The following is a 19781-nucleotide window of genomic DNA, read 5'->3' as shown; positions in this document are numbered from 1 at the left end:
GTTCTTCATGACATCCATTCATGAGTACATTCAACAAGCCAAACTAGATGATGACAAAGCTTTTTGCGCTTTTTTATATGATATGCGTGCTTTAACACGCCACGTTCAGCATCGGGTGAGCTCTCTTCCCGAAAAGTGCCGGATGTTCTACGCTATCAAGGCTAACTCGGACACACCTATTCTCCAAGCCCTTTCATCGATTGTTCATGGATTTGAAGTAGCATCCATTGGTGAGATACGTAAAGTCCGCGCTATTTCAGCAGATATTCCCATTCTGTTTGGAGGCCCAGGCAAAACAGATGAAGAAATTCACGAAGCGATCGAGCAAAAAATCAGCCTGCTGCATGTGGAGAGTCTGCATGAGCTGCGGCGGGCTAGTTATATTGCCAAACAAAAGGGAGCCATCCTTCCGATTCTTCTGCGCGTGAATTTACACTCTCCGCTTCCTGAAGCGACTTTAGCGATGGGGGGAAGGCCCACTCAGTTTGGCATTGATGAACGCAATATCGGCGAAGCGATCAAGCTGGCAGTCGCTTTAGAGGGTGTACGTTTAGAAGGGTTTCACTTACACTCATTATCTAATAATCTGGATGCCTTCCAGCATGCCCAGCTTGTGAAGAACTATTGTCAGAAAGTCAAAGAATGGGTCGAGGAATTTAACCTGACTATTTCTTATCTCAATGCCGGCGGAGGCATCGGGGTCAATTATCAGCAGCTCGACCAGCAGTTTAATTGGGAATTATTTATTGATCAATTGAAGCCGGTCCTTGCTTCTCATCAACTGGGGGATATAGACATTATTTTTGAATGTGGCCGTTACTTAACAGCCGGATGCGGTTATTATGCAGCAGAGGTGCTGGATATAAAACAAAATCACGGAAAAAACTATGTCATTATCAAAGGCGGGACGCACCACTTCCGTCTGCCTGTTTCTTGGCAGCATAGCCATCCTTTTGAAATTATACATATGGACCAGTGGAATAATCCGTTTGCCCGCATAGAGCTGACAGATAGCGAAATCACCATAGCTGGACAATTATGCACCCCAAAAGATGTACTGGCAAAGGACTGCCGGGTTGCTCGCGTCCGCATCGGGGACATTGTTCTCTTTCGCTACACGGGAGCCTATGGGTGGGCTATCTCGCATCATGATTTTCTCAGCCATCCGCACCCCGACCACTTCTATATCGGAACTTTAGACGAAACGGCTGCCGGATTGAAAAAGGAGCTGATCGCATTCAATGAATAAAGCAGCTGTAATGAATAAACGACAAGAACGAGGTGTTTTTATGAACGGTAATGAGATCCAGCACGGACAGCCTTTTCCGGAGTATGATGGTGTACTGCAATCCGAATCATTCAGCCAAGTCCGAAGACGGATTTTCCGCCAATTGATTGAATCACTCCTTTTTGAGGGAATTATGGAGCCAGAAGTAACGATCACGAGTGAAAATGAGCGCACCTATGTGCTGCAAGGAATGGATGAAGCAGGAAACGCTGTCTATTATCAATGCCAAGGAAAACATCCAGGCAGTTTTGGACGTATCCGGCTAACTAGCGAGCCGGTGAAACGGATCGCACAAAATAAAGAGGAGGAGGCTCATTCATTAACCGCATTCTTACTGGAGACCTCCCGTTTGATGAATAACGACAGCCCGATGTTGTCGTTATTTATAGAAGAAATCAATCAAACCCTTCTAAAAGATGCGTTTGCCCAGTTCTGCCGCGGGCAGCAGCCGGCACTACAAAAACCGGACTACGATGAACTAGAGGGGGACATCATGGATGGACACCCTTATCATCCATGCTACAAGTCGCGAATCGGCTTTGACCTTGCTGACAATTGCACGTACGGTCCAGAATTTAAGCCAGTCATTCAGCCTGTTTGGGTCGCTGTGAAAAAGGAAGAAGCAAAGATTTCTGCTGCAAAACAGCTGGATCATGCTGCGTTTTTGCAGGAGGAGCTCGGTGAAAAAACCTTCAAGCGTTTTGTCTCTCTTTTAACTCAAAAAGGGAGGAGCACAGAAGAGTATACTTTCATTCCTATTCATCCTTGGCAATGGCGGGAGCAAGTTTCAACAGGGTTTATTGAGCCGTTTAGCGATGGGCGGCTGATTTATTTAGGCGAGGGAGAAGACCTTTACCGGCCGCAGCAATCTATCCGCACCTTGGCCAATTATTCTTTTCCAAAGAAGGCTTATATCAAGCTGCCGCTCAGCATCACAAATACTTCAACAGGAAGAATCTTGGCCCAGCATACGATTCTAAATGCCGCCAGATTATCTGATTGGCTCGGAGAGATTTTGGAAAGTGATTCTTATTTAAAAGAGACATGCCGCCTCATCCTTCTCAAGGAGATTCTTGGCGTCACATATGATCACCAAAGCCTGCCCGATCCAATAGAGACCCAAGTGTACGGAACCTTGGGGGCTATCTGGCGAGAAAGCTTGCATTCGTACCTTGAACCTGGTGAAGAGGCGCTGCCGTTTAATGCACTGGCCACTGTTGACATCAACGGAAAGCCTTTCATTGATCCGTGGGTCCGTGAGCTTGGCATCAGCTGCTGGTTAAAAGATCTGCTCCAAGTATCAATTGTGCCCTTGATCCACCTTCTATATAAACATGGTGTTGCCATGGAGTCACACGCACAGAACATGATACTGATTCAGCAAGAAGGAAGGCCCTCCCGGATTGCTTTAAAGGATTTCCATGATGGCCTCCGGTTTTCAAGAGACTATTTGCGCGATCCTGATCGCTGTCCGAATATCGTGCTGCCTCCTGGAAATCACCCCCGCCTAAACAGGAATTCTTTTATCGAGCTAAGGGATCCAACGGCCGTTAAAGACTTTTTCCAGGACGCCTTCTTCTTTATTAATCTGGGTGAACTGGCCTTCTTTTTAGAGAAACATTACAGCTGGCCAGAAGAGGACTTTTGGGCGTTGATAGCGGAGATTATTTCTGACTATCAATCCCAATTTCCCGGCTTGGAGGAACGTTTTGCTGTCTTTAATTTATTTTCAGAAACAATGGAGGTGGAGCAATTAACTAAAAGAAGATTATTTGCCGAGGAGGGGACCAGATCGCAGCCAGTTCAAAATCCTTTATATGCTTTTCGGCAAAAGGCGGCCCAAAATCAATCAAAGGAAGCAGGGATCGATCAATCATGAACATTTTATCTTCTTTACAAATAATCAACATAGATGCCATTTGCCTGCATGAAGACCACGAACCGCAGCGCCTGGACAAAACATGCAAGGCGATTCAGCAGTCAGGAGAACTTTGTCACCCGCCCATTGCCATGCAGATGCGCGACGGGCGTTACCTAATCTTAGACGGCGCACACCGGACAGGGGCTCTACAGCGAATGGGGTGCAAAAGGATTCCCGTTCAGTTGGCCAGAGCGGAGGATATTATGCTTGAGGCTTGGGATCATATTGTCTCTGCCGGTCCATGGCTTTCGGCTTTAAAGCAACAAGGTCATGTATATGAGGACGTCCGTTCTCATGATCAGCCGGCTATCGTTACAATCACAGCAGATGATGGGAGCACGTATTGCTTAGCTCCTCGAAACGATAAGGCCCATTGGTGGCAACGGCTGGAAATTTGGCATCAAATTGTGGATTCCTATAGTCGGCATGGGGCAGTTACACGGGTAGCGCAGAACAGCAGTGCCGCTTTAGAAAAAGGGCAGGTGCGCGTCACTTCTCCTGTCTATACCATGGCGGAGCTTGAAGAAGTGGTATTAGCAGGGAAAACAATGCCCGCCGGAGTCACCCGTTTTAAGATCAACGGCCGTCTGTTGAATTTAAAAATTCCTCTTCATTGGCTGGCCGATCCTATGTTTGATTCCGAAGAGTGGGAGTCTTATCTTTCCCGGCGGGCAAGCTCTATCCGGCTATATTCCGAAAGCATTTATCTTTGTGAAGCCTGAATCCTGGCTAAAAAAACGGAAACCAGTAAAGGGTTTCCTCTCAGATCGCGGATGCGACCTGCTGATTTCCATTCCAGGCGGCTGTACAGAGATAGTGAAGTTGTTAAAACATGAAATTCGTTTTATTCCGCAATCGGGCCCTTTAATTTAATAGAATCAGTCTGCACAAAAGTCGCTTTCCTTATATAAGGAAAGCGACTTTTCAAATTGATTTTCCCTTGTTCTCAAGCTTTTCACTTTAAGTTCCTTTGACTAATTTTGAACATGCTGTTGACTATTCAGTTGAACTGCATTATGTTATTATTAAGTTGAACTATATAGTCGAACTGAATAGAGGGGAAGGAAATGAAGCATAAATTACTGCCATTGTCTGAAACCATGCATTATATTTTATTAGCTCTGCGTGAGCCACTTCATGGCTATGCCGTCATGCAGAAAATAGAAAAGATAAGTAATGGTACTGTTATTTTAGCAGCGGGTACATTATACGGCGCGATTGAAAACTTGAATAAGCACGGTTGGATTGAACCTGTTGGAGAGTCAGGCCGGAGAAAAGTTTATATGATAACTGAAGAAGGAAGCGCCATTTTGAAAATGGAACAAAACAGGTTGTTGCATATTTTATCCTTATACGAAGGAAGTGAATCGAATGAAGAAATTTAAGATGTTTTTTGATATTGAAAAAGAAGAGCAATGGCTGAACGAGCAATTACAAAAAGGCTATCGTTGTACAAATATTAGTGGATTAGGAACATACACTTTCGAAAAAACTGACAAGAGATATGTGATGCGACTGGATTATCAAGATTATTTACCTAGGAAAAAGTTAGCTGAATACAAAGGAATATATGAGGATTTCAGTTGGAGCTATATAAAGGGACCCTGGCTTAGTGGAATACGGTATTGGCAAAAAGAAGGAGATGATCAAAATGAAATCTTCTCGGATCGCCAATCAAGGGGGAATTATTATAAAAGATTAATGGGGTATCCATTTTGGCTGGGTATGCTGTTCGCAGCTTATTCTTACATGCTTTACAAGGATTCGGAATTATACCATGAAGGTCTTTGGAGCATGAATGGGTCATTGTTTTGGAAGGCATTTTTATTTGAAACTCCATTTGTCCTTTTGAAGTTGTCTCCCATGCTTCTGGTTGTTTTATTTGGCAGCAGTTTCTATAAAGCTTATCGAAAGTATTCAATGTTAAAAGAAAAATAATATGCTAGGGAGTTAAGTGTAAACTTTTTTTCATCCCAAAAAGTAAGCTTATCGACTGGAAGCACAAGATGCAGCGTTTTCCTGCCAAGGGTCCTGTTTGTGAATCATAGGGGGGAGCAAAGTGAATACATTCAAATATTTAGGCTTAGCCGTGCTAGTCGGCGGGCTGCTGATTAGTGCTTTACTATGGTGGCCGAGCTTACATCCAAAGGGGCCTCTCAACACTCCTTATGCATTTGTATATAAGGGGGGAAATGGCGATTTTTATTGGTTTGATCTAACAAACTCCAGCAGGAAGGTAAAGGGAACACTTCACCAACTGGATGTCGTCGAAGAAGACTCTTCTATTCAGGAAACCAAGTATCCCCTGACCGGAAAAAAAACTGAGGAAGGCTATGAATTCAAGTTAGACTTTAAAGGGAAAACAGAGAAGGTCGATGTTGAGTTTTCTGGAGAAAATCTTTTGATTAAGGAAAAGCAGGGAAAGTATGAAAGATTGTACAGAGCGGTTGACCGCAGAGAATTTGATCAAGAGATAAAGGATTTTCAAGACGAGGCAAAGGAGGCTGACTATAACGAAGAACAGTATTTCAATCAACATGCAGATTCCTTTTTTTCCGAACTAGATCGTACTTTCGGTTACCTTTACTCTGAGAAGGAAGAACCGTTTCAGTTGCTTCTCACAATAGACGAGTGGACACGTGAAGGAGATGTGTCAGGTTCACTTCTTATGAGGACCCGTAAAAGTGATCACAATAAACCTTACACAGAAACTAGATATGAGGCGGTTGGAATAACGGACGGGAGCATGCTGCAGCTCTACACGACGGTTGATGGAAAGAAAACTAAACTAACAGGGCATTTTCACGGGGATGCCTCCCAATTTGAACTGTCATTTTGGGAGACAGACCGCCCTTTAATCTTTCATGCTGTAACAGAGGAAGAATTTAAGACAAAGGAAAAAGCATTTAAAAACAGCTCAGAATAATAGATTTATGGGTGGAAGAGTCCCGGGAGTTTTCGACGCTCCCGGGACACCGCGATCCCGTCTTTAACGAAGAGGAATCATCCTTAAATTTTGAAACGATGTTATTACTATATTTTTACCCCATCCTAAATCGAGGACGGGGTTATGCTCACTTAGCTTTTTAAATTACTTATTGTCTCCTTTATAGAGAAGATAAATTAAATACGGAGCCCCTACAACCGCTGTAATGATCCCGCAAGGAACTTCAATAGGCGCGAGAATGACCCTCCCTACTAAATCAGCACTCATAACAAGCAAACCGCCAATCAAGGCAGATAGGGGCACTAAAGAGGCATGAGACGCTCCTGCCAGCCGGCGGGCCATATGAGGTGCCATTAACCCCACAAAATTAATGGTACCGGCCGCAGCCACGCAGACTCCGGCAAGCGCGACACTTGTCAGCAATAGGATGCCGCGCTGCCATTCTACCTTCACGCCGGCTCCTTTAGCTATGTCCTCTCCCAGCTGAAAAATATTTAAGTGCCGTGCTTGCAGCCATGTGAACGGAATAAGCAGGCCAATCCAGAGAAATAGCGGCCAAAAATGCTCCCATCCTCTTCCATACACACTGCCAGTCATCCAAATGGCTGCTTGTCCGACTAATTGAATACGCCCAAATGTCATAACAATGGTCACTAGCGCTTGGGCAATAGAAGAGATGCCGATTCCAACCAGGATGAGGCGCACGGGCGAGCTTCCTTGCTTCCATGCTAGAAAGTAAGCAAAAGAACCAGCCAGAAAAGCCCCTGAAAAGGCAGCGAAAGGCAGCCAAAAAAGAGAAACAGCGGGAAGAAGCACAATGACAGTGACAGCGGCCAAGCTCGCACCCGCATTCAGTCCAAGCACACTAGGAGATGCCAAGGAATTTCTCGTCAAGCCTTGAAGAATCAAACCCGATACGGCCAATCCCGCTCCAGCAAGGAAGGCAACGAGCGTGCGCGGAAGACGCAGTGTATTCACAATAAAATCGTATTCGGCGCTGCCTGTCCCTGCTATTGTTTGAACCACTTCCACGAGAGGAATCGGATATTCCCCGACACTGACACTGACGATCAGCACCGCCCCATTAAGAGCCGTCAAAAAGAAAAGAAGGAATAAAGTTTTTTTAGACAAAGACAAAGAAAACTTTTTTCTTTTGATAGGTATTGTATTAGCGGAATCCATATTCAGTGAACACTCCTTCTAGCCAGAAAGATGAAAAAAGGGGCGCCTATTAACGCGGTCATGACGCCAATAGGGACTTCATAAAAAAAGCGGGCGCCTATATCAGCAGCCAGTAAGGTGATCGCTCCTAAAACGGCAGAATAAGGAAAAACCCAGCGGTAATCACTCCCGATGAGCGAACGGACGATGTGGGGAACAGCTAGCCCGATAAACCCAATAGGGCCCGCGACAGAAACCGCGCTTCCCGTTAATAAAACAACAGCCGCAAGGGATAAAAGCTTTACTGTTACAATTTTTTGGCCAAGTCCATACGCCACATCATCTCCTAAACTAAGCAGGTTAATTTGCTTGCTTAGAAGAATGGCTAATAGGATGCCAATCACCATAAACGGCACAGCCTGGAGAAAAAGCTGGATATCCCGCCCTGCCACTGATCCGGCCAGCCAGAAACGCATTTCATCTAAAGAGCGTTCATGCAGGATGAGAATTCCTTGCGTAATAGAAGAAAGCAGCAAAGCCACCGTAGCTCCGGCCAGCGTCAACTTTAAGGGGGTCAATCCCCTGTGGCCAATGGAACTAAGCCCATAAACAAGGACAGCAGCGAGGGCTGCTCCTATCATCGCAAACCAAGTTCTGGACATCAGGGAGCCATCGTCCATAAAAAAAATCGACAGAACCATCAACAGGGCCGCCCCTTGATTTACCCCCAGGATATCAGGGGAAGCAAGAGGATTTCTTGTCAATGCCTGCATAATAGCCCCTGCTGCCCCTAAACAAGCTCCTACTACTAAAGCGATAAGAGCCCGCGGAAGACGAACGGTTCGAATAATGACATGCTCTTTTGAACCGTTAAAGTCAGTCAATGCAGACCAGACAGTATGTATCGAAATTTCAGATATTCCATAAGCAATGCTTGCCGCAAAACAGCTAAGCATGGCCACAAAGGCCAGAATCAGCCACACACCAGGCCTCTTAGATACCAACGTGTACACTTCATTCACCACCCGAAAAGATTCTAAAATTAACCAAAAATGTTATTGACAATATTTGATCCACCCTCTATATTTGATAATGATAATTATTATCAATTATTACATAGTAAGATTTTACATTTGAAGGAGGAAATAGTCAATGCCAAACAAACACCAACGCATTGTTATGCTCATTTGCTCGATTTTCTTGGCACTCGCCCTTGCAGCATGCAGCAGCGATCAACAGGCTGAGGATAAATCATCAGGCAAACAAGCAGCGAAGGAGCGGGTAGTGAAACATGCAATGGGCGAAACGAAGGTTACTGATCAGCCGGATAAGGTGATAGTGCTCGATAATGGAACTCTTGATAACGTACTGGCTTTAGATGTAAAGCCGGTCGGAGCCGCTACAGTTTTTATTGATGAGCCGTTTCCGTCTTATCTTAAAGACCAGGCAGCGGGAATCAAAAATATCGGTACGGTTGACCAGCCTAATTTAGAAGCGATTGCGTCGCTGAAGCCCGACTTAATTCTAGGAAGCAAGGACACTCATGAAGCGATTTATGACAAGCTTTCGAAAATTGCCCCAACAGTTTTTGTTGAGGAGCTAGGCGTCACATGGAAAGAAAATTTAAAACTGCAAGCAGAGGCACTTGGAAAAACAGAAGAAGGCGAAAAAATATTAGGCGATTACCAACAGCGCCTGGATGATTTTAAACAGAAAATGGGCGAAAACGCTGCTCATTCAAAAATCTCTATTTTGCGGGCACGGACCGATCATGTAGCCGCCTATTTAAAAGATTCTTTTAGCGGGGCAGTCATTCAGGATGCCGGCTTGCCGCGGCCGCCGGCACAGAATAAGAATGAGTTTTCCGTCCAATTAACAGAGGAACAGATTGATGACATGGAAGGCGACGTCATTTTCTGGTTCACACGCGATAAAGAAAACCTGTTAAACACAAAGGTTATGAAGAATCCTGCGTGGAATGAGCTAACAGCTGTAAAGGAAAAGAAAGTATATCAAGTCAATGACGAAACCTGGCTAAGCGGCCTGGGAGTTCAAGCGGCCAACCATATCATGGATGACCTCTCTAACTACCTATTGAAAAATCAGTAATACAAGCAGCAACCGTCAAAGAGTAAAAGGTTTCTAACAAACAAAGAAGAAAAGAAGATTGGTTTTAATAAATAAATAAAGATTCTTTTATAGTTAATAACCGCCTTCAAACGAAAAATGAGTGCGGCCTACTGAAATGAGCAAGGAAAAAACATCCTCTGTATCGTATTAATGATAGAAACTACTATGAATACAAGAGGGTGTTTTTTTATGTTCCGTTGCTTGAAAGCCTCATTTGAGCAAATAGATGCGATCATAGACCTGCGGCTGGCTTTGTTAAAAGAAGTGGGCGAATTACATTCCTCGGAGGAAGAACAGCTTTTGGCCGCTTCGACCAGAGAGTATTTGCAACATGCTCTTTCAAATCGTGAATTTATTTCCTATATAGCTGAAATAGATGAAAAACCGGCCAGTATAAGCGGAATGGCATTGTTTAAAAGACCTCCTTATCCGGAAAATCCTCAAGGACTGGAAGCCTATATTCTGAATATGTATACTCTTCCTGAATATCGCGGAAAGGGCTTGGCGGGCAAACTGCTTGAATGCTGTATAGAGGAAAGCAAGCAAAGGGGCGTCAAACGAATATGGCTGCACGCAACCGAAGCCGGCGAACCGCTTTATGCGAAAATGGGTTTTATAAAAAAGAACAATGAAATGGAGAAATTTCTGCAGGAAGGTAGCAAAGAAAGCACACCTTCTATACAATGACTATATACCCAGACAAAAGACTTCATTTTTCAATGAAGTCTTTTTATTGAGCGCAATCCCTCCAAGGGCAGACTAAGGAAAATAACTCCATCTGACGCAGCGGGGCTTTTTCGGTATAATGGTATTCCAATTAACAGAAAAGACGCACGATAATAGACAGCTGCTCGATTCTGAGAAAGGGTGTGGATCGATGGATTTGCGCAATTTAAAAACATTTCATGTAGTTTCTACTTATTTGAACTTCACCAAAGCCGCTCAAATTCTGAATTATAGCCAGCCGACAATTAGTCAGCAGATTAAAGCGCTGGAGGAAGAGTTAGGGCACACCTTATTCAACAGAGTGGGGAAGAAGATATTTCTTTCTCAGATCGGGAAACTGCTGAAAGAACATACGGATACGCTTTTCCAGGTGATAGACGAAATGGAGCTTGATTTAAAAAAGTTCGAAAGGCCGTTTGGGCACTTAACGATTGCCGCCCCCGAATTTTACTGCGGATATTATTTGTCTCATATTTTAGGACCTTTCATTAAGCTTTACCCTCAAGTAAACATTAAGCTTCTCTGCTTTAACAGCAAAGAAACGATGAATCTGGTCAGCTCCAACAAGGCTGATGTCGGCTTTGTGGCAGGAAAGCAAAGCCGGCCGGGCATTGAGGAGGTTTTGATTGATGAAGAGGATTTAGTTCTCGTGGGCAGCCCGCTCATTGTCGATCACCGGCCGATTCAGGAAATATTTGATGACTATCCGTTTATTACCTATGGGATGGACAGCATTATTCAAGGCTGTCTGCGCGAAATTCGGTGTGCACCCAAAACCATTGTTGAGTTTGGCAGCGAGGAGGCCATCAAACGGGCTGTTCTGGGAGAAGTCGGCATTGCTTTATTAAGCGACCGCATCATCCAAAAGGAAGTGAGCGAGGGCAGCCTGCATGTGCTTTACCGCTTCCCCAAAAGATTGCCTACATACGTAGTTTATCCTGAAAACCTGAAAGGCTTTAGCAATGTAAATACGTTCATTGATTTGGTCACAGATATGTGGAGCACCATTTAAATAGGCTTGGCTTCTCTGCTTTTTCTGAAGGCGACGTTGCCTAATAGGCAACAGTCGCCTTTTTATATGCAAATTTACTAATAGTAACTATTTGAAATCGCAATTTTTTATTTGATTTTCGATCCATTACAATGTGAATAAGACGGAACTTTCAAAAAAAAAACGGGAGGAAGCAAAAGGAGGGAAAAGAAACATCGATTGAACAGAATGTTGAAACAGAAGAAAAGTTCATAATGCTAGGCCTTTATTAAAGGGGGATGAAAGATGAGTAAATTAGAGACTAAAGTCGATATGAGAAGTACGAAAGAGCCAAAAGGAATCAATGTATATGTCTTAATATTTTGCCTGATTGTGTTATCATCCGTTTTAACTTATATCATTCCTGCAGGCGAATTTCAAAGAGAGGAAGTCAATGGACGCAGTGTTATTCAACCTGGCACCTTCCAATACGCAGATGAACATCCTATCGGGTTTTTAGATATCTTTAGCAGTGTCCACTCTGGCATGATGCAAGGATCGAGTATTATTTTCTTCGTACTCATTGTTGGCGGCACCTTCGGCATTCTATCAGCCACTGGTGCATTAGATTCTTTTATATCTATGCTTTCGGTGAAAATGGTCAATAGGGAAAAATTAATCATCCCTGTATTAATGCTCTTCTTTGCCTGTGCCGGTTCCTTAATGGGAATGTCTGATGAAACGATTGTATATGTTGGAATATTGGTGCCGCTTGCCGTCGCTTTAGGTTTTGATGCGATGACGGGATTTGCCATCGTTATTCTTGGTGCCTCTGTCGGTTTCTCTTCTGCTGTAATGAATCCGTTTACAGTAGGGATTGCCCAAGAAATCGCTGAGCTGCCAATGTTTTCAGGAATTATCTTTCGCGTTGTCATCTTTGTCGTCTTATACTTGGCAGCCGTCCTGTATGTGTATCGCTATGCAAGCAAAGTGAAGGATAACCCGTCTCTTGGCTTCTACGGCAACTTTCAGCCGGGAAACAAGGAGGCGCTCGCCGGTGCCAATATAAAAATGAGCATGAGACATAAGCTTGTAATGGTAACCTTCCTCCTTAACTTCATCGTGCTCATGTACGGGGTGATGAAATTAGGATGGTATATCACTGAAATCGCCGGTCTGTTCTTGTTATTTGGAATTATTATGGGTCTTGTCGGAAAGCTGGCTCCGTCTCACATTGCCAATTCGTTTATTCGGGGAGCGGGGGATTTGATTGGCGGCGCCTTAATTATCGGGCTGGCCCAATCCATTCTGGTCATTTTTAATGATGCCGGCCTGATTGATACCATCTTGTACCATACAGCTCGATTACTGGATGTCATTCCTCCTGCATTGAATGCTGTCGGAATGTTTATCTTTCAATTGTTTTTAAACTTTTTAGTCCCGTCTGGAAGTGGCCAAGCCGCCTTAACGATGCCTATTATGGCTCCGCTATCTGACATGATTGGTGTCACACGGCAAACCGCTGTTCTTGCCTATCAGTTTGGGGATGGCATGTCGAATATCATTTTCCCAACCGTAGGATTTCTGATGGCCGGTCTCTCCATTGCAGGCATTCCATGGGGCAAGTGGATAAAGTGGATTTTTCCATTTATGCTCATTCAAGTAACCGTTGCGGTGGTTGCTCTTGTGATTGCTCAGTTGATTCAATACGGACCATTTTAAAAAAGGGGAGTTACTCGTGGAAACAAAAGAGATCATGGATTTAACGAAACAAGCGATTGAAGACCGGCGCTATCTTCATCAATATCCCGAGCTTTCTGGAGAAGAGCATGAAACGAGCCGGTTTATCCGCACCAGATTAGAAGAATTAAATATTGAACTATTGGATTATGAGCCTCCCAGTATAGTAGCCTTTATTAAAGGAACAGAAGGAGCGAAGACGATTGCCTTGCGGGCAGACATCGATGCTCTTCCGATTATGGAAGAAGGCGACAAGCCTTATATCTCCAAAAAACCAGGGGTCGCTCACGTATGCGGCCATGATGGCCATACCGCGATCCTATTAGCCGTTGCTGAATGGCTATCCAGAAAAAGTAATCAAATCAAGCCAAACGTTATGCTGATTTTCCAGTCATCCGAAGAAATGACCCCCAGCGGAGCCGATCGCCTGATTCAACAAGGCGTTTTAGAGAGAGTAGATGCCATCTTCGGCATTCATTTATGGCAAGGGCTTGAAAAAGGAAAAATCGGCTTAACAAACGGTCCGATGATGGCTTCTATTGACGATTTTGAGATAACCATTCAAGGCTCCGGCGGCCACGGATCGATGCCACACGAAACGATTGATCCTATTTATATTGCTACCCATGTAATTCAATCCTTTCAAAGCATCATTAGCCGGCGCTTAAATCCGATTGATGCAGGAGTAATTACCGTGGGGCAAATTCAAGCAGGAACGAATTATAACATTATCCCGGACACTGCCAAATTAATCGGGACAATCCGGGCGCTGACACCCGAGGCGATCCATACGATTCAAACAAATATGGTGAACTTAACAGAGGGAATTTGCCAGGCGTTTGGCGCCAAAGGAACAGTGGAATTTATTCTTGGCACACCGCCTGTCATCAATGATCCGGGGCAAGCCCGATTTGTCGAGTCCATCATCGCCGAACAATTCGGCAGGGAAACATTCGAGGCAATCGACCCTGTCATGGGCGGCGAAGATTTTTCTTTTTATTTACAAGAAAGACCGGGTGCCTTTATCTTCGTAGGCATCGGCGGCGAAAAAAGCCGCTACCCGCATCACCATCCAAGATTCGACCTTGATGAAGAGGTATTTCCTGATGCCATTCAATTATTTATTGAAATTATTAAGCATTACCAGTGATCAACAACTCCTCTTGATGAGGAGCTGTAAGCGGAAGGACGGAAAAGCTCATGAAGATTAAAAAAGTGGAAGTGTTTGCGGCACGCTTGCTGCTGAAGGAACCTTTTATTATTTCATATGTTCAACTAGATGATATGCCGACCATTATTACCAAACTCGAAACAGACGAGGGAGTAATCGGCTGGGGAGAAGCAGTGCCTGACCAAAATGTGACAGGGGAAACATGGGAAAGCACCTATCAGGTTATCCAGCACGAACTGGCTCCGCTGCTTATTAATGAAAGCCCCTTTGCCATTGACCGCATTCACAAAAAGTTTAACGGCAAAATCGACGGTGTTCCTTCAGCCAAAGCAGCGCTGGACATCGCCTTGTACGATTTAATGGGAAAAATCACCGGGCAGCCGGTTTATCAGTTAATTGGCGGAAAAGCGCACGAAGAATTGCAAGTTCCTCAAGTCATTAGCATTAAAGAACCCGAGGAAATGGCAGCGGACGCCCAACGTTATGTGGAAGCAGGGTTCCGAAACATTAAGATTAAAGTAGGCACAAATGCGACGATGGATATTCAGCGGATTCAAGCTGTAAGACAAGCCATTGGCGAGGTGACTCAGCTTCGCGTGGACGCCAACCAAGGATGGAACAGAATTGATACACTAAAAGTGATTCGTGAAACAGCTGACTGCAATGTGGATTGGTACGAGCAGCCGGTAAAGGCCCATGATTTAAGATCTCTTAAAGAAATTCGGGCGGTTTCCCCGCAGAAAGTGATGGTGGACGAAGGGGTTCATAATATTCAAGACTTAGTGAATGTCATCGGCATGCGGGCGGCGGATATGCTGAACATCAAATTGATGAAATCGGGCGGAATCTATCCGGCTCTAGCCTTAGCCAATTTAGCTGAAGCGGCAGAAATGCCTTGCCAAGTCGGGTCCATGGTGGAATCAGCCATCGGCACCATGGCTGGTGCGCACCTGGCTATGAGCAGATCCATCATTGAAACCAATGAAATGGTGGGACCGCTCATGTTTTCACGGGACGTTGCCGCTGTAACTTACGACGGGGACGTGATTCAACTTAGCGATGCGCCAGGCCTGGGCTTGGAAGTAGACGAGGAATATCTCAAAAGTATTACACGTTTTTCTTGTTATATTCAATAATTTCTTACAAACAGAGACATATTTTATCTATAGAAATAAAAAGCCGGCAGCCAGTGAACCGATTAAACGTATACTGGCTGCCGGCTTTTTTATTGGAATTTTCTAAAGATAAGCAGAAAGAGATCTTTCCCAAGGATAAATACTCCTTTTATTACCGTAAAATCTCTATAGCGGAATATCTTAGAAAAAGGGCAATCATCCCTTAAATATTACGCAAATTATACATATGTTAAAACTTCAAAATTTGATAAAAACTGCTTTTTCCGCTAAAAATTTTGTTGTATGATGAAGCCGTGGTACAGTCAGGGAAACCTGATGTCACAAAGCTATAGGGGCTACAGATCGCGATCCAGGCTAGCCAGCTACCGTTACCCAATTGAGGAGGAAGTATGGGAATGAAAAAGAATTGGTATTCAAAAGCAGCAGCAAGTTTATTGGCGTTTACGCTAGTTACATCATCGGTTTCTTTAGTAAGTGCTCAGGAGCCAGAGAAGGCAAAAACACAAGCAGTGAAGAAAAAAGAGCAAAAGAAAAAAGCGGTAATTAAATCACAGCAAGGAAAAGCCATTGAAAAGCGCTTAAACGCTTCTGAAGCAGCAATTAACAAAATCACAAAAGCGATAAATGCTGACTTTGGCGTGAACCAAGAAGGACAAGCTGAGGCTGCATTAACAAAAGCAATTGCAAATAAAAAGTACAACAGCTATGCTGGAAAACTAAAAGCTGAAATCAATAAATTACGCGCGATCGACAAACAAATCGCTGCATCTAAGAAAAAAGATAAAAAGAATAAGGCTGATTATGAAGCGTTAACAGCGAAATCTCAAGAGCTGCAAAAATTGGCTAACGACGAGATCAAACGCTTAAAATCACTTGTCGAGCAAGCAACAGCACTAAAAACAGAAACTCCTAAAGAAGAAGATAAAACTCCTGCACCAGAAGAAACAAAGGTTTCATAATATCGATGTATAACAAAAAAGAGGCTGCCCCGTGCAGCCTCTTTTTTGTTTATTAGTGCGGAAAGAGCAAAAATATATGATTTTTCATTAAAGCGAAATGAAAAACAGGTATATATACCCAAAACATAGACCTTCATCGTGACATTTGACAGGCAATTTAGAAGCAAATCGGCGCTAAATTAGCTATAATTAAATTGTTTACAGCAAATAATAAGCTGAAAAATCCAACTAAAGGAGATTGTTTTAAATGTCAAAATCAGTAAAGTCTATTACATCCCCCAAGAAATTTATCGTAGGGCAGCACCTGTTGAAGGAATTATGTACATATACAAAAACATACGGGGACCACGCTTATGTCATTTGTGATGAATTCATTCTTGAGCGCGCCAGTCAAGAAGCCAGCCAATCCTTTGAAGAGGCAGGGCATAAGAGTGAATTTGCTAAGTTTAATTTAGAAATTACCCAGGAAGAAATTGACCGGCACCGGGAAGCAGTGAGAAGCTCTGGCGCAAATGTAATCGTCGGCATCGGCGGCGGAAAAACATTAGATACGGCGAAAGCAGCTGCCTACTACGAGCATTTGCCCGTAGTCATTTTCCCGACAATCGCTTCAACAGACGCACCGTGTACAGCCCTTTCTGTTATTTACAATACAGATGGTTCATTTGACCGCTACTTATTTTTACCGTCCAATCCGGACGTTGTATTAGCGGATACCGCCATTTTAGCAGCGGCGCCGACCCGTTTCTTCGTAGCTGGCATCGGTGATGCGCTTGCTACTTATTTCGAAGCACGGGCATGTTACCGCAAAAACGGGGACAACCTGGTTAATTTGAAACCGTCTCTTTCTGGATTAGGCTTAGCAAAAATGTGCTATGACACGATACTGGAGTACGGCCTTCAAGCTAAAATTGCCGTTGATAACGGAGTATCTACGCCCGCTGTTGAAAATACAATTGAAGCCACTATTTACTTAAGCGGTGTTGGCGCTGAAGCTGGCGGCTTAGCTGCTGCACACGCTATTCATAATGGAATGACTGCAGTTCCATCGCTCCACCATGCACAACACGGTGAAAAAGTGGTGTTTGGTTTATTAACGCAGCTTGTTTTAGAAGATGCACCAAAAGAAGAAATAGAAACAGTCATCCACTTTATTAAAGAAGTTGGGCTGCCTTTAACATTAAAAGACCTGGGTCTGGATGAATTCAGAGAAGAAGAATGGCGCAAAGTAGCAGAACTTGCATGTGCTGAAGGAGACACGATGGGGAATATGCCGCACCCAGTCACGCCTGCGGATGTCTATCAAGCCATCGTCGCTGCAAACGCATTAGCAGAATATTATCAGGATTAACCTATTATAAATATTGAATGGGGCGCTTTCCTTTAGATAAGGAAAGCGCCCTTTTTAAAGTTTTAACGGTTGTCATCCTAACCGGTCGCTTGCTATTTCAATGAACGCTTTCATCAGGGGGAGAACAGCTTTTTTCTCAATCTGTGTTCTTGCTTCGCCTGTTATCAAGCAGGCGGGCGGCCTGTTTGGCTTTTTCCTGCTCCGGGTTAGAATAAAGGGCGGCTGTCGTAGTAGATGTGTGCCCAAGCTGCCTCATTAACAAATGAATATCATTTGTCTCTTCCATTAACTTTGTCGCATACGTGTGGCGGAGCTTATGAGGAGCCAGCGATTTGTTTTTTGTAAAAGCTTTCGTATACTTCTTGACCAGGAGCTGAACAGCCCGGACAGAAAGAGGCTCTCCTTTGCCTTGGCGTTTGGCTAAGAAAACAAAGCCGTTATCGTCATCATCTGCATGATAGCGCTCGTTTCGGATACGCATATAGCCCTTCAAATCCTCCATTGCCCCGGGAACTACAGCTACCGTATCTTTCTTTCCTCCTTTTCTGACGACATGGATCAGGTTCTCGCGAAAGTCTAAATCCTTGATTCGAAGGTTTACCAGCTCATTTACTCGGATTCCTGAACCGAGAAAAAGCGAAAGAATGCTTACATCTCTTTCCTGATCGCGAAGAAAATAAGTGCGCTGGCGGGAATTTTCGGGCATTTCATGAATGTATTGCTGCTTGATATACTCAACCAGCAGCAAGTCATCATCGTCATGGAGGATTTTGGCCGAGATTTTGTTGGCCCTGGCTCCCAGCGTTTCCTTCACCTTATGAATTTCAACCTTTTGCATGACATTCCGGTAGAAATAAGGCTCGCCGTCTTCGTTTTCCGTCTGGGCTGTCAAATAATGAAAGAGGGAGCGGAGGGCAGATATTTTCCTGTTAATAGAGACTTTTTCAGGCTTTTTCGTTTCTGTCTTGCCCACGGGTATTTCCCGCCGTTGAATGTATTTGAAAAAACTTTGGGCTGACTCCAGCCTTAGCGTCTCTAATGCGGAAAGAGGAATATCCTTGATTTCCCGGCAATCAACAATTCCTTCCGCAATCAGCCATTCAAAGAACAGCTTATAGTCGTGCAAGTAATTGAGCAGAGTAGAAGGAGAGCGATGATCAAGCTTATCATCAATAAACTCTTCCACGTAGAAGGGCATGGTTTTCACCATTTTATGAAGCCGTTGCTCATGAATTTGATGCTGTCTGGATGTAGCCATGAGAAATCTCCTTTACGTTTTCAATTATGCGTAAAATACAATTTTTACGAAATAATTGAAAGTTATCCTTGAAAGGCAAGAATTTGTTTAGTGAAATCCTTATAATCCTGTAAATGCTTTTCAATAATGGCCTTGACAATATCCAGATTAATGTCTTGATAGTCATGAACAGCAATATTCCGAAAACCGACCATCGCTTTCATCTTAAATGAAAGGTCCTCGGTAATTACCTTGTTCTTAGCCAATAATTCGAAGGCATCACGGCTTGTCTGCGGAATCCCCAGCTTCTTTTCAGCTACTGCATGCATAGCAATGTCTATGCTGGCTTCACAAGCCCTCTGGATATTCAAAACGATTGAATCCTGCTTCGTGTAATTTTCCAGATTGTCCGGATGATTAGCATATTCTTCGTTTATTCTCTTGACACAGCGTTCAATGGTGCCGATTTTATTTAAAATGACGTCACTCTTCATAGATTTGACCTCTTTCTGAAATATTTTCCAATATAACGCGTCTTTCCTCATTCAGAATGGCATAATTTTTCAGCGCCCGCATTTCAAACAGGGCTTTGTCTGTTGAATGATCTCCATATAGGACCTTTCCTGTTTCTATGATCTCTGTTTGGAAAACTGTTGAGGCTTGTTTTAAATCAACAAGATCTACGTCCCTGTTTAAGATGGCTGCCAATTCCTGTGCCAGCATGAACCGCTCATAGTTGCTGAGGTGCTTGTCGCTTAAATAAGCGATATCATAGTCACTGTTGCTACGTGCCCGACCAGCTACTCGAGAACCAAATAAATAAATGACAGATGGAGCTACACGATCAACAAGAAAGTCTGTTATCAATTTTTCAGCATCTTCAATGGTCACATTCTTCACTCCAATCAGTAGAATCGTTAGATTGTTTCACTTATATAGTATCATAACATAAAAAAGAATGATAATTCGTAAAACAAGCATTTTACGCATAGTTGAAGATATAGTTTTAGAGGGCCCTACAATGCTCATACGATTGTTGTCCCT

At 43.8% G+C, this 19781-nt stretch carries 19 protein-coding genes and 1 riboswitch; of the genes, 14 read left to right on the top strand and 5 right to left on the bottom strand.

What is annotated here, in order from left to right; all coding sequences use genetic code 11:
- Positions 1-7 precede the first annotated feature (7 nt).
- The 6 genes from B1A98_RS15475 to B1A98_RS15450 all read left to right on the top strand — a co-directional run bounded on the left by B1A98_RS15475 (position 8) and on the right by B1A98_RS15450 (position 6135).
- The gene (locus B1A98_RS15475; RefSeq protein ID WP_052475198.1) at positions 8-1249 is read left to right on the top strand and encodes a type III PLP-dependent enzyme; all 1242 of its coding nucleotides are present in this window, start codon (positions 8-10) and stop codon (positions 1247-1249) included.
- A gap of 40 nt (positions 1250-1289) precedes the next feature.
- Positions 1290-3167, top strand: coding sequence for an IucA/IucC family protein (locus tag B1A98_RS15470; protein ID WP_063386177.1), 1878 nt, complete (start codon positions 1290-1292; stop codon positions 3165-3167).
- Positions 3164-3931 carry a ParB N-terminal domain-containing protein gene (locus tag B1A98_RS15465; protein ID WP_041098717.1) on the top strand — a complete coding sequence of 256 codons (768 nt, stop codon included), beginning with the start codon at positions 3164-3166 and terminating at the stop codon, positions 3929-3931. The genes B1A98_RS15470 and B1A98_RS15465 overlap by 4 nt, the downstream gene beginning before the upstream one ends.
- Positions 3932-4276: 345 nt before the next feature.
- Positions 4277-4594, top strand: coding sequence for a PadR family transcriptional regulator (locus B1A98_RS15460; RefSeq protein WP_014663320.1), 318 nt, complete (start codon positions 4277-4279; stop codon positions 4592-4594).
- Entirely contained in the window at positions 4581-5147 is a 567-nt protein-coding gene (locus tag B1A98_RS15455) for a DUF2812 domain-containing protein (RefSeq protein WP_041098720.1), read from the top strand. The genes B1A98_RS15460 and B1A98_RS15455 overlap by 14 nt, the downstream gene beginning before the upstream one ends.
- Before the next feature lie 121 nt (positions 5148-5268).
- Complete coding sequence (locus B1A98_RS15450; RefSeq protein ID WP_041114108.1) at positions 5269-6135, top strand: hypothetical protein; 867 nt, start codon at positions 5269-5271, stop codon at positions 6133-6135.
- 165 nt (positions 6136-6300) lie between these two features.
- On the opposite strand, the gene B1A98_RS15445 is transcribed toward B1A98_RS15450, so the two are convergent.
- Together B1A98_RS15445 and B1A98_RS15440 are read right to left on the bottom strand one after the other, a co-directional pair.
- The gene (locus B1A98_RS15445) at positions 6301-7338 is read right to left on the bottom strand and encodes a FecCD family ABC transporter permease (RefSeq protein ID WP_041114109.1); all 1038 of its coding nucleotides are present in this window, start codon (positions 7336-7338) and stop codon (positions 6301-6303) included.
- A 2-nt stretch (positions 7339-7340) separates the two neighbouring features.
- Complete coding sequence (locus B1A98_RS15440) at positions 7341-8330, bottom strand: FecCD family ABC transporter permease (protein WP_223664081.1); 990 nt, start codon at positions 8328-8330, stop codon at positions 7341-7343.
- 139 nt (positions 8331-8469) lie between these two features.
- Between B1A98_RS15440 and B1A98_RS15435 the strand changes: the two genes are divergently transcribed.
- The 8 genes from B1A98_RS15435 to B1A98_RS15400 all read left to right on the top strand — a co-directional run bounded on the left by B1A98_RS15435 (position 8470) and on the right by B1A98_RS15400 (position 17500).
- Positions 8470-9426 (top strand): ABC transporter substrate-binding protein, encoded by a 957-nt coding sequence (locus B1A98_RS15435; protein WP_052477355.1) that lies wholly within the window; start codon positions 8470-8472, stop codon positions 9424-9426.
- A gap of 210 nt (positions 9427-9636) precedes the next feature.
- Entirely contained in the window at positions 9637-10134 is a 498-nt protein-coding gene (locus tag B1A98_RS15430; RefSeq protein ID WP_052477356.1) for a GNAT family N-acetyltransferase, read from the top strand.
- 118 nt (positions 10135-10252) lie between these two features.
- A complete protein-coding gene (locus B1A98_RS15425; protein ID WP_223664079.1) occupies positions 10253-11185 on the top strand; it encodes a LysR family transcriptional regulator in 933 nt (310 codons plus the stop codon).
- A 264-nt stretch (positions 11186-11449) separates the two neighbouring features.
- Positions 11450-12865 carry a YfcC family protein gene (locus B1A98_RS15420; RefSeq protein WP_041114110.1) on the top strand — a complete coding sequence of 472 codons (1416 nt, stop codon included), beginning with the start codon at positions 11450-11452 and terminating at the stop codon, positions 12863-12865.
- A 34-nt stretch (positions 12866-12899) separates the two neighbouring features.
- Positions 12900-14033 (top strand): M20 metallopeptidase family protein, encoded by a 1134-nt coding sequence (locus tag B1A98_RS15415; RefSeq protein ID WP_041114172.1) that lies wholly within the window; start codon positions 12900-12902, stop codon positions 14031-14033.
- 50 nt (positions 14034-14083) lie between these two features.
- The gene (locus B1A98_RS15410) at positions 14084-15190 is read left to right on the top strand and encodes a mandelate racemase/muconate lactonizing enzyme family protein (RefSeq protein WP_041114111.1); all 1107 of its coding nucleotides are present in this window, start codon (positions 14084-14086) and stop codon (positions 15188-15190) included.
- A 285-nt stretch (positions 15191-15475) separates the two neighbouring features.
- Positions 15476-15560: riboswitch (cyclic di-GMP riboswitch) on the top strand.
- 25 nt (positions 15561-15585) lie between these two features.
- Positions 15586-16149, top strand: a complete 564-nt coding sequence (locus B1A98_RS15405) for a hypothetical protein (protein WP_125474396.1) — start codon at positions 15586-15588, stop codon at positions 16147-16149.
- Positions 16150-16396: 247 nt separating this feature from the next.
- Positions 16397-17500 carry a glycerol dehydrogenase gene (locus tag B1A98_RS15400; RefSeq protein WP_041098737.1) on the top strand — a complete coding sequence of 368 codons (1104 nt, stop codon included), beginning with the start codon at positions 16397-16399 and terminating at the stop codon, positions 17498-17500.
- A 136-nt stretch (positions 17501-17636) separates the two neighbouring features.
- On the opposite strand, the gene xerS is transcribed toward B1A98_RS15400, so the two are convergent.
- From xerS to mntA, 3 genes are all read right to left on the bottom strand, one after another.
- Entirely contained in the window at positions 17637-18758 is a 1122-nt protein-coding gene (xerS, locus tag B1A98_RS15395; RefSeq protein ID WP_041098738.1) for a tyrosine recombinase XerS, read from the bottom strand.
- Positions 18759-18820: 62 nt separating this feature from the next.
- Positions 18821-19231: a type VII toxin-antitoxin system HepT family RNase toxin gene (gene hepT / locus B1A98_RS15390; protein ID WP_041098740.1), complete on the bottom strand. Its 411-nt coding sequence runs from the start codon at positions 19229-19231 to the stop codon at positions 18821-18823.
- Positions 19221-19628, bottom strand: coding sequence for a type VII toxin-antitoxin system MntA family adenylyltransferase antitoxin (gene mntA, locus B1A98_RS15385; protein ID WP_041098742.1), 408 nt, complete (start codon positions 19626-19628; stop codon positions 19221-19223). Before mntA ends, hepT begins: the two co-directional genes overlap by 11 nt.
- Positions 19629-19781 lie beyond the last annotated feature (153 nt).

Source organism: Pseudobacillus badius (genome assembly GCF_002189605.1).
Taxonomy (GTDB): domain Bacteria; phylum Bacillota; class Bacilli; order Bacillales; family Domibacillaceae; genus Pseudobacillus; species Pseudobacillus badius.
The sequence above is the reverse complement of the archived record's forward strand: the minus strand, read 5'-3'. Positions and strand labels throughout refer to the sequence as shown.

What these genes read in the sequence shown, in the direction of transcription:
- B1A98_RS15475 (WP_052475198.1), top strand. Translation starts at nt 8, where the DNA reads ATGACATCCATTCATGAGTACATTCAACAAGCCAAACTAGATGATGAC.
- B1A98_RS15470 (WP_063386177.1), top strand. Translation starts at nt 1,290, where the DNA reads ATGAACGGTAATGAGATCCAGCACGGACAGCCTTTTCCGGAGTATGAT.
- B1A98_RS15465 (WP_041098717.1), top strand. Translation starts at nt 3,164, where the DNA reads ATGAACATTTTATCTTCTTTACAAATAATCAACATAGATGCCATTTGC.
- B1A98_RS15460 (WP_014663320.1), top strand. Translation starts at nt 4,277, where the DNA reads ATGAAGCATAAATTACTGCCATTGTCTGAAACCATGCATTATATTTTA.
- B1A98_RS15455 (WP_041098720.1), top strand. Translation starts at nt 4,581, where the DNA reads ATGAAGAAATTTAAGATGTTTTTTGATATTGAAAAAGAAGAGCAATGG.
- B1A98_RS15445 (WP_041114109.1), bottom strand. Translation starts at nt 7,338, where the DNA reads ATGGATTCCGCTAATACAATACCTATCAAAAGAAAAAAGTTTTCTTTG.
- B1A98_RS15435 (WP_052477355.1), top strand. Translation starts at nt 8,470, where the DNA reads ATGCCAAACAAACACCAACGCATTGTTATGCTCATTTGCTCGATTTTC.
- B1A98_RS15430 (WP_052477356.1), top strand. Translation starts at nt 9,637, where the DNA reads ATGTTCCGTTGCTTGAAAGCCTCATTTGAGCAAATAGATGCGATCATA.
- B1A98_RS15425 (WP_223664079.1), top strand. Translation starts at nt 10,253, where the DNA reads ATGGTATTCCAATTAACAGAAAAGACGCACGATAATAGACAGCTGCTC.
- B1A98_RS15420 (WP_041114110.1), top strand. Translation starts at nt 11,450, where the DNA reads ATGAGTAAATTAGAGACTAAAGTCGATATGAGAAGTACGAAAGAGCCA.
- B1A98_RS15415 (WP_041114172.1), top strand. Translation starts at nt 12,900, where the DNA reads ATGGATTTAACGAAACAAGCGATTGAAGACCGGCGCTATCTTCATCAA.
- B1A98_RS15410 (WP_041114111.1), top strand. Translation starts at nt 14,084, where the DNA reads ATGAAGATTAAAAAAGTGGAAGTGTTTGCGGCACGCTTGCTGCTGAAG.
- B1A98_RS15405 (WP_125474396.1), top strand. Translation starts at nt 15,586, where the DNA reads ATGAAAAAGAATTGGTATTCAAAAGCAGCAGCAAGTTTATTGGCGTTT.
- B1A98_RS15400 (WP_041098737.1), top strand. Translation starts at nt 16,397, where the DNA reads ATGTCAAAATCAGTAAAGTCTATTACATCCCCCAAGAAATTTATCGTA.
- xerS (WP_041098738.1), bottom strand. Translation starts at nt 18,758, where the DNA reads ATGGCTACATCCAGACAGCATCAAATTCATGAGCAACGGCTTCATAAA.
- hepT (WP_041098740.1), bottom strand. Translation starts at nt 19,231, where the DNA reads ATGAAGAGTGACGTCATTTTAAATAAAATCGGCACCATTGAACGCTGT.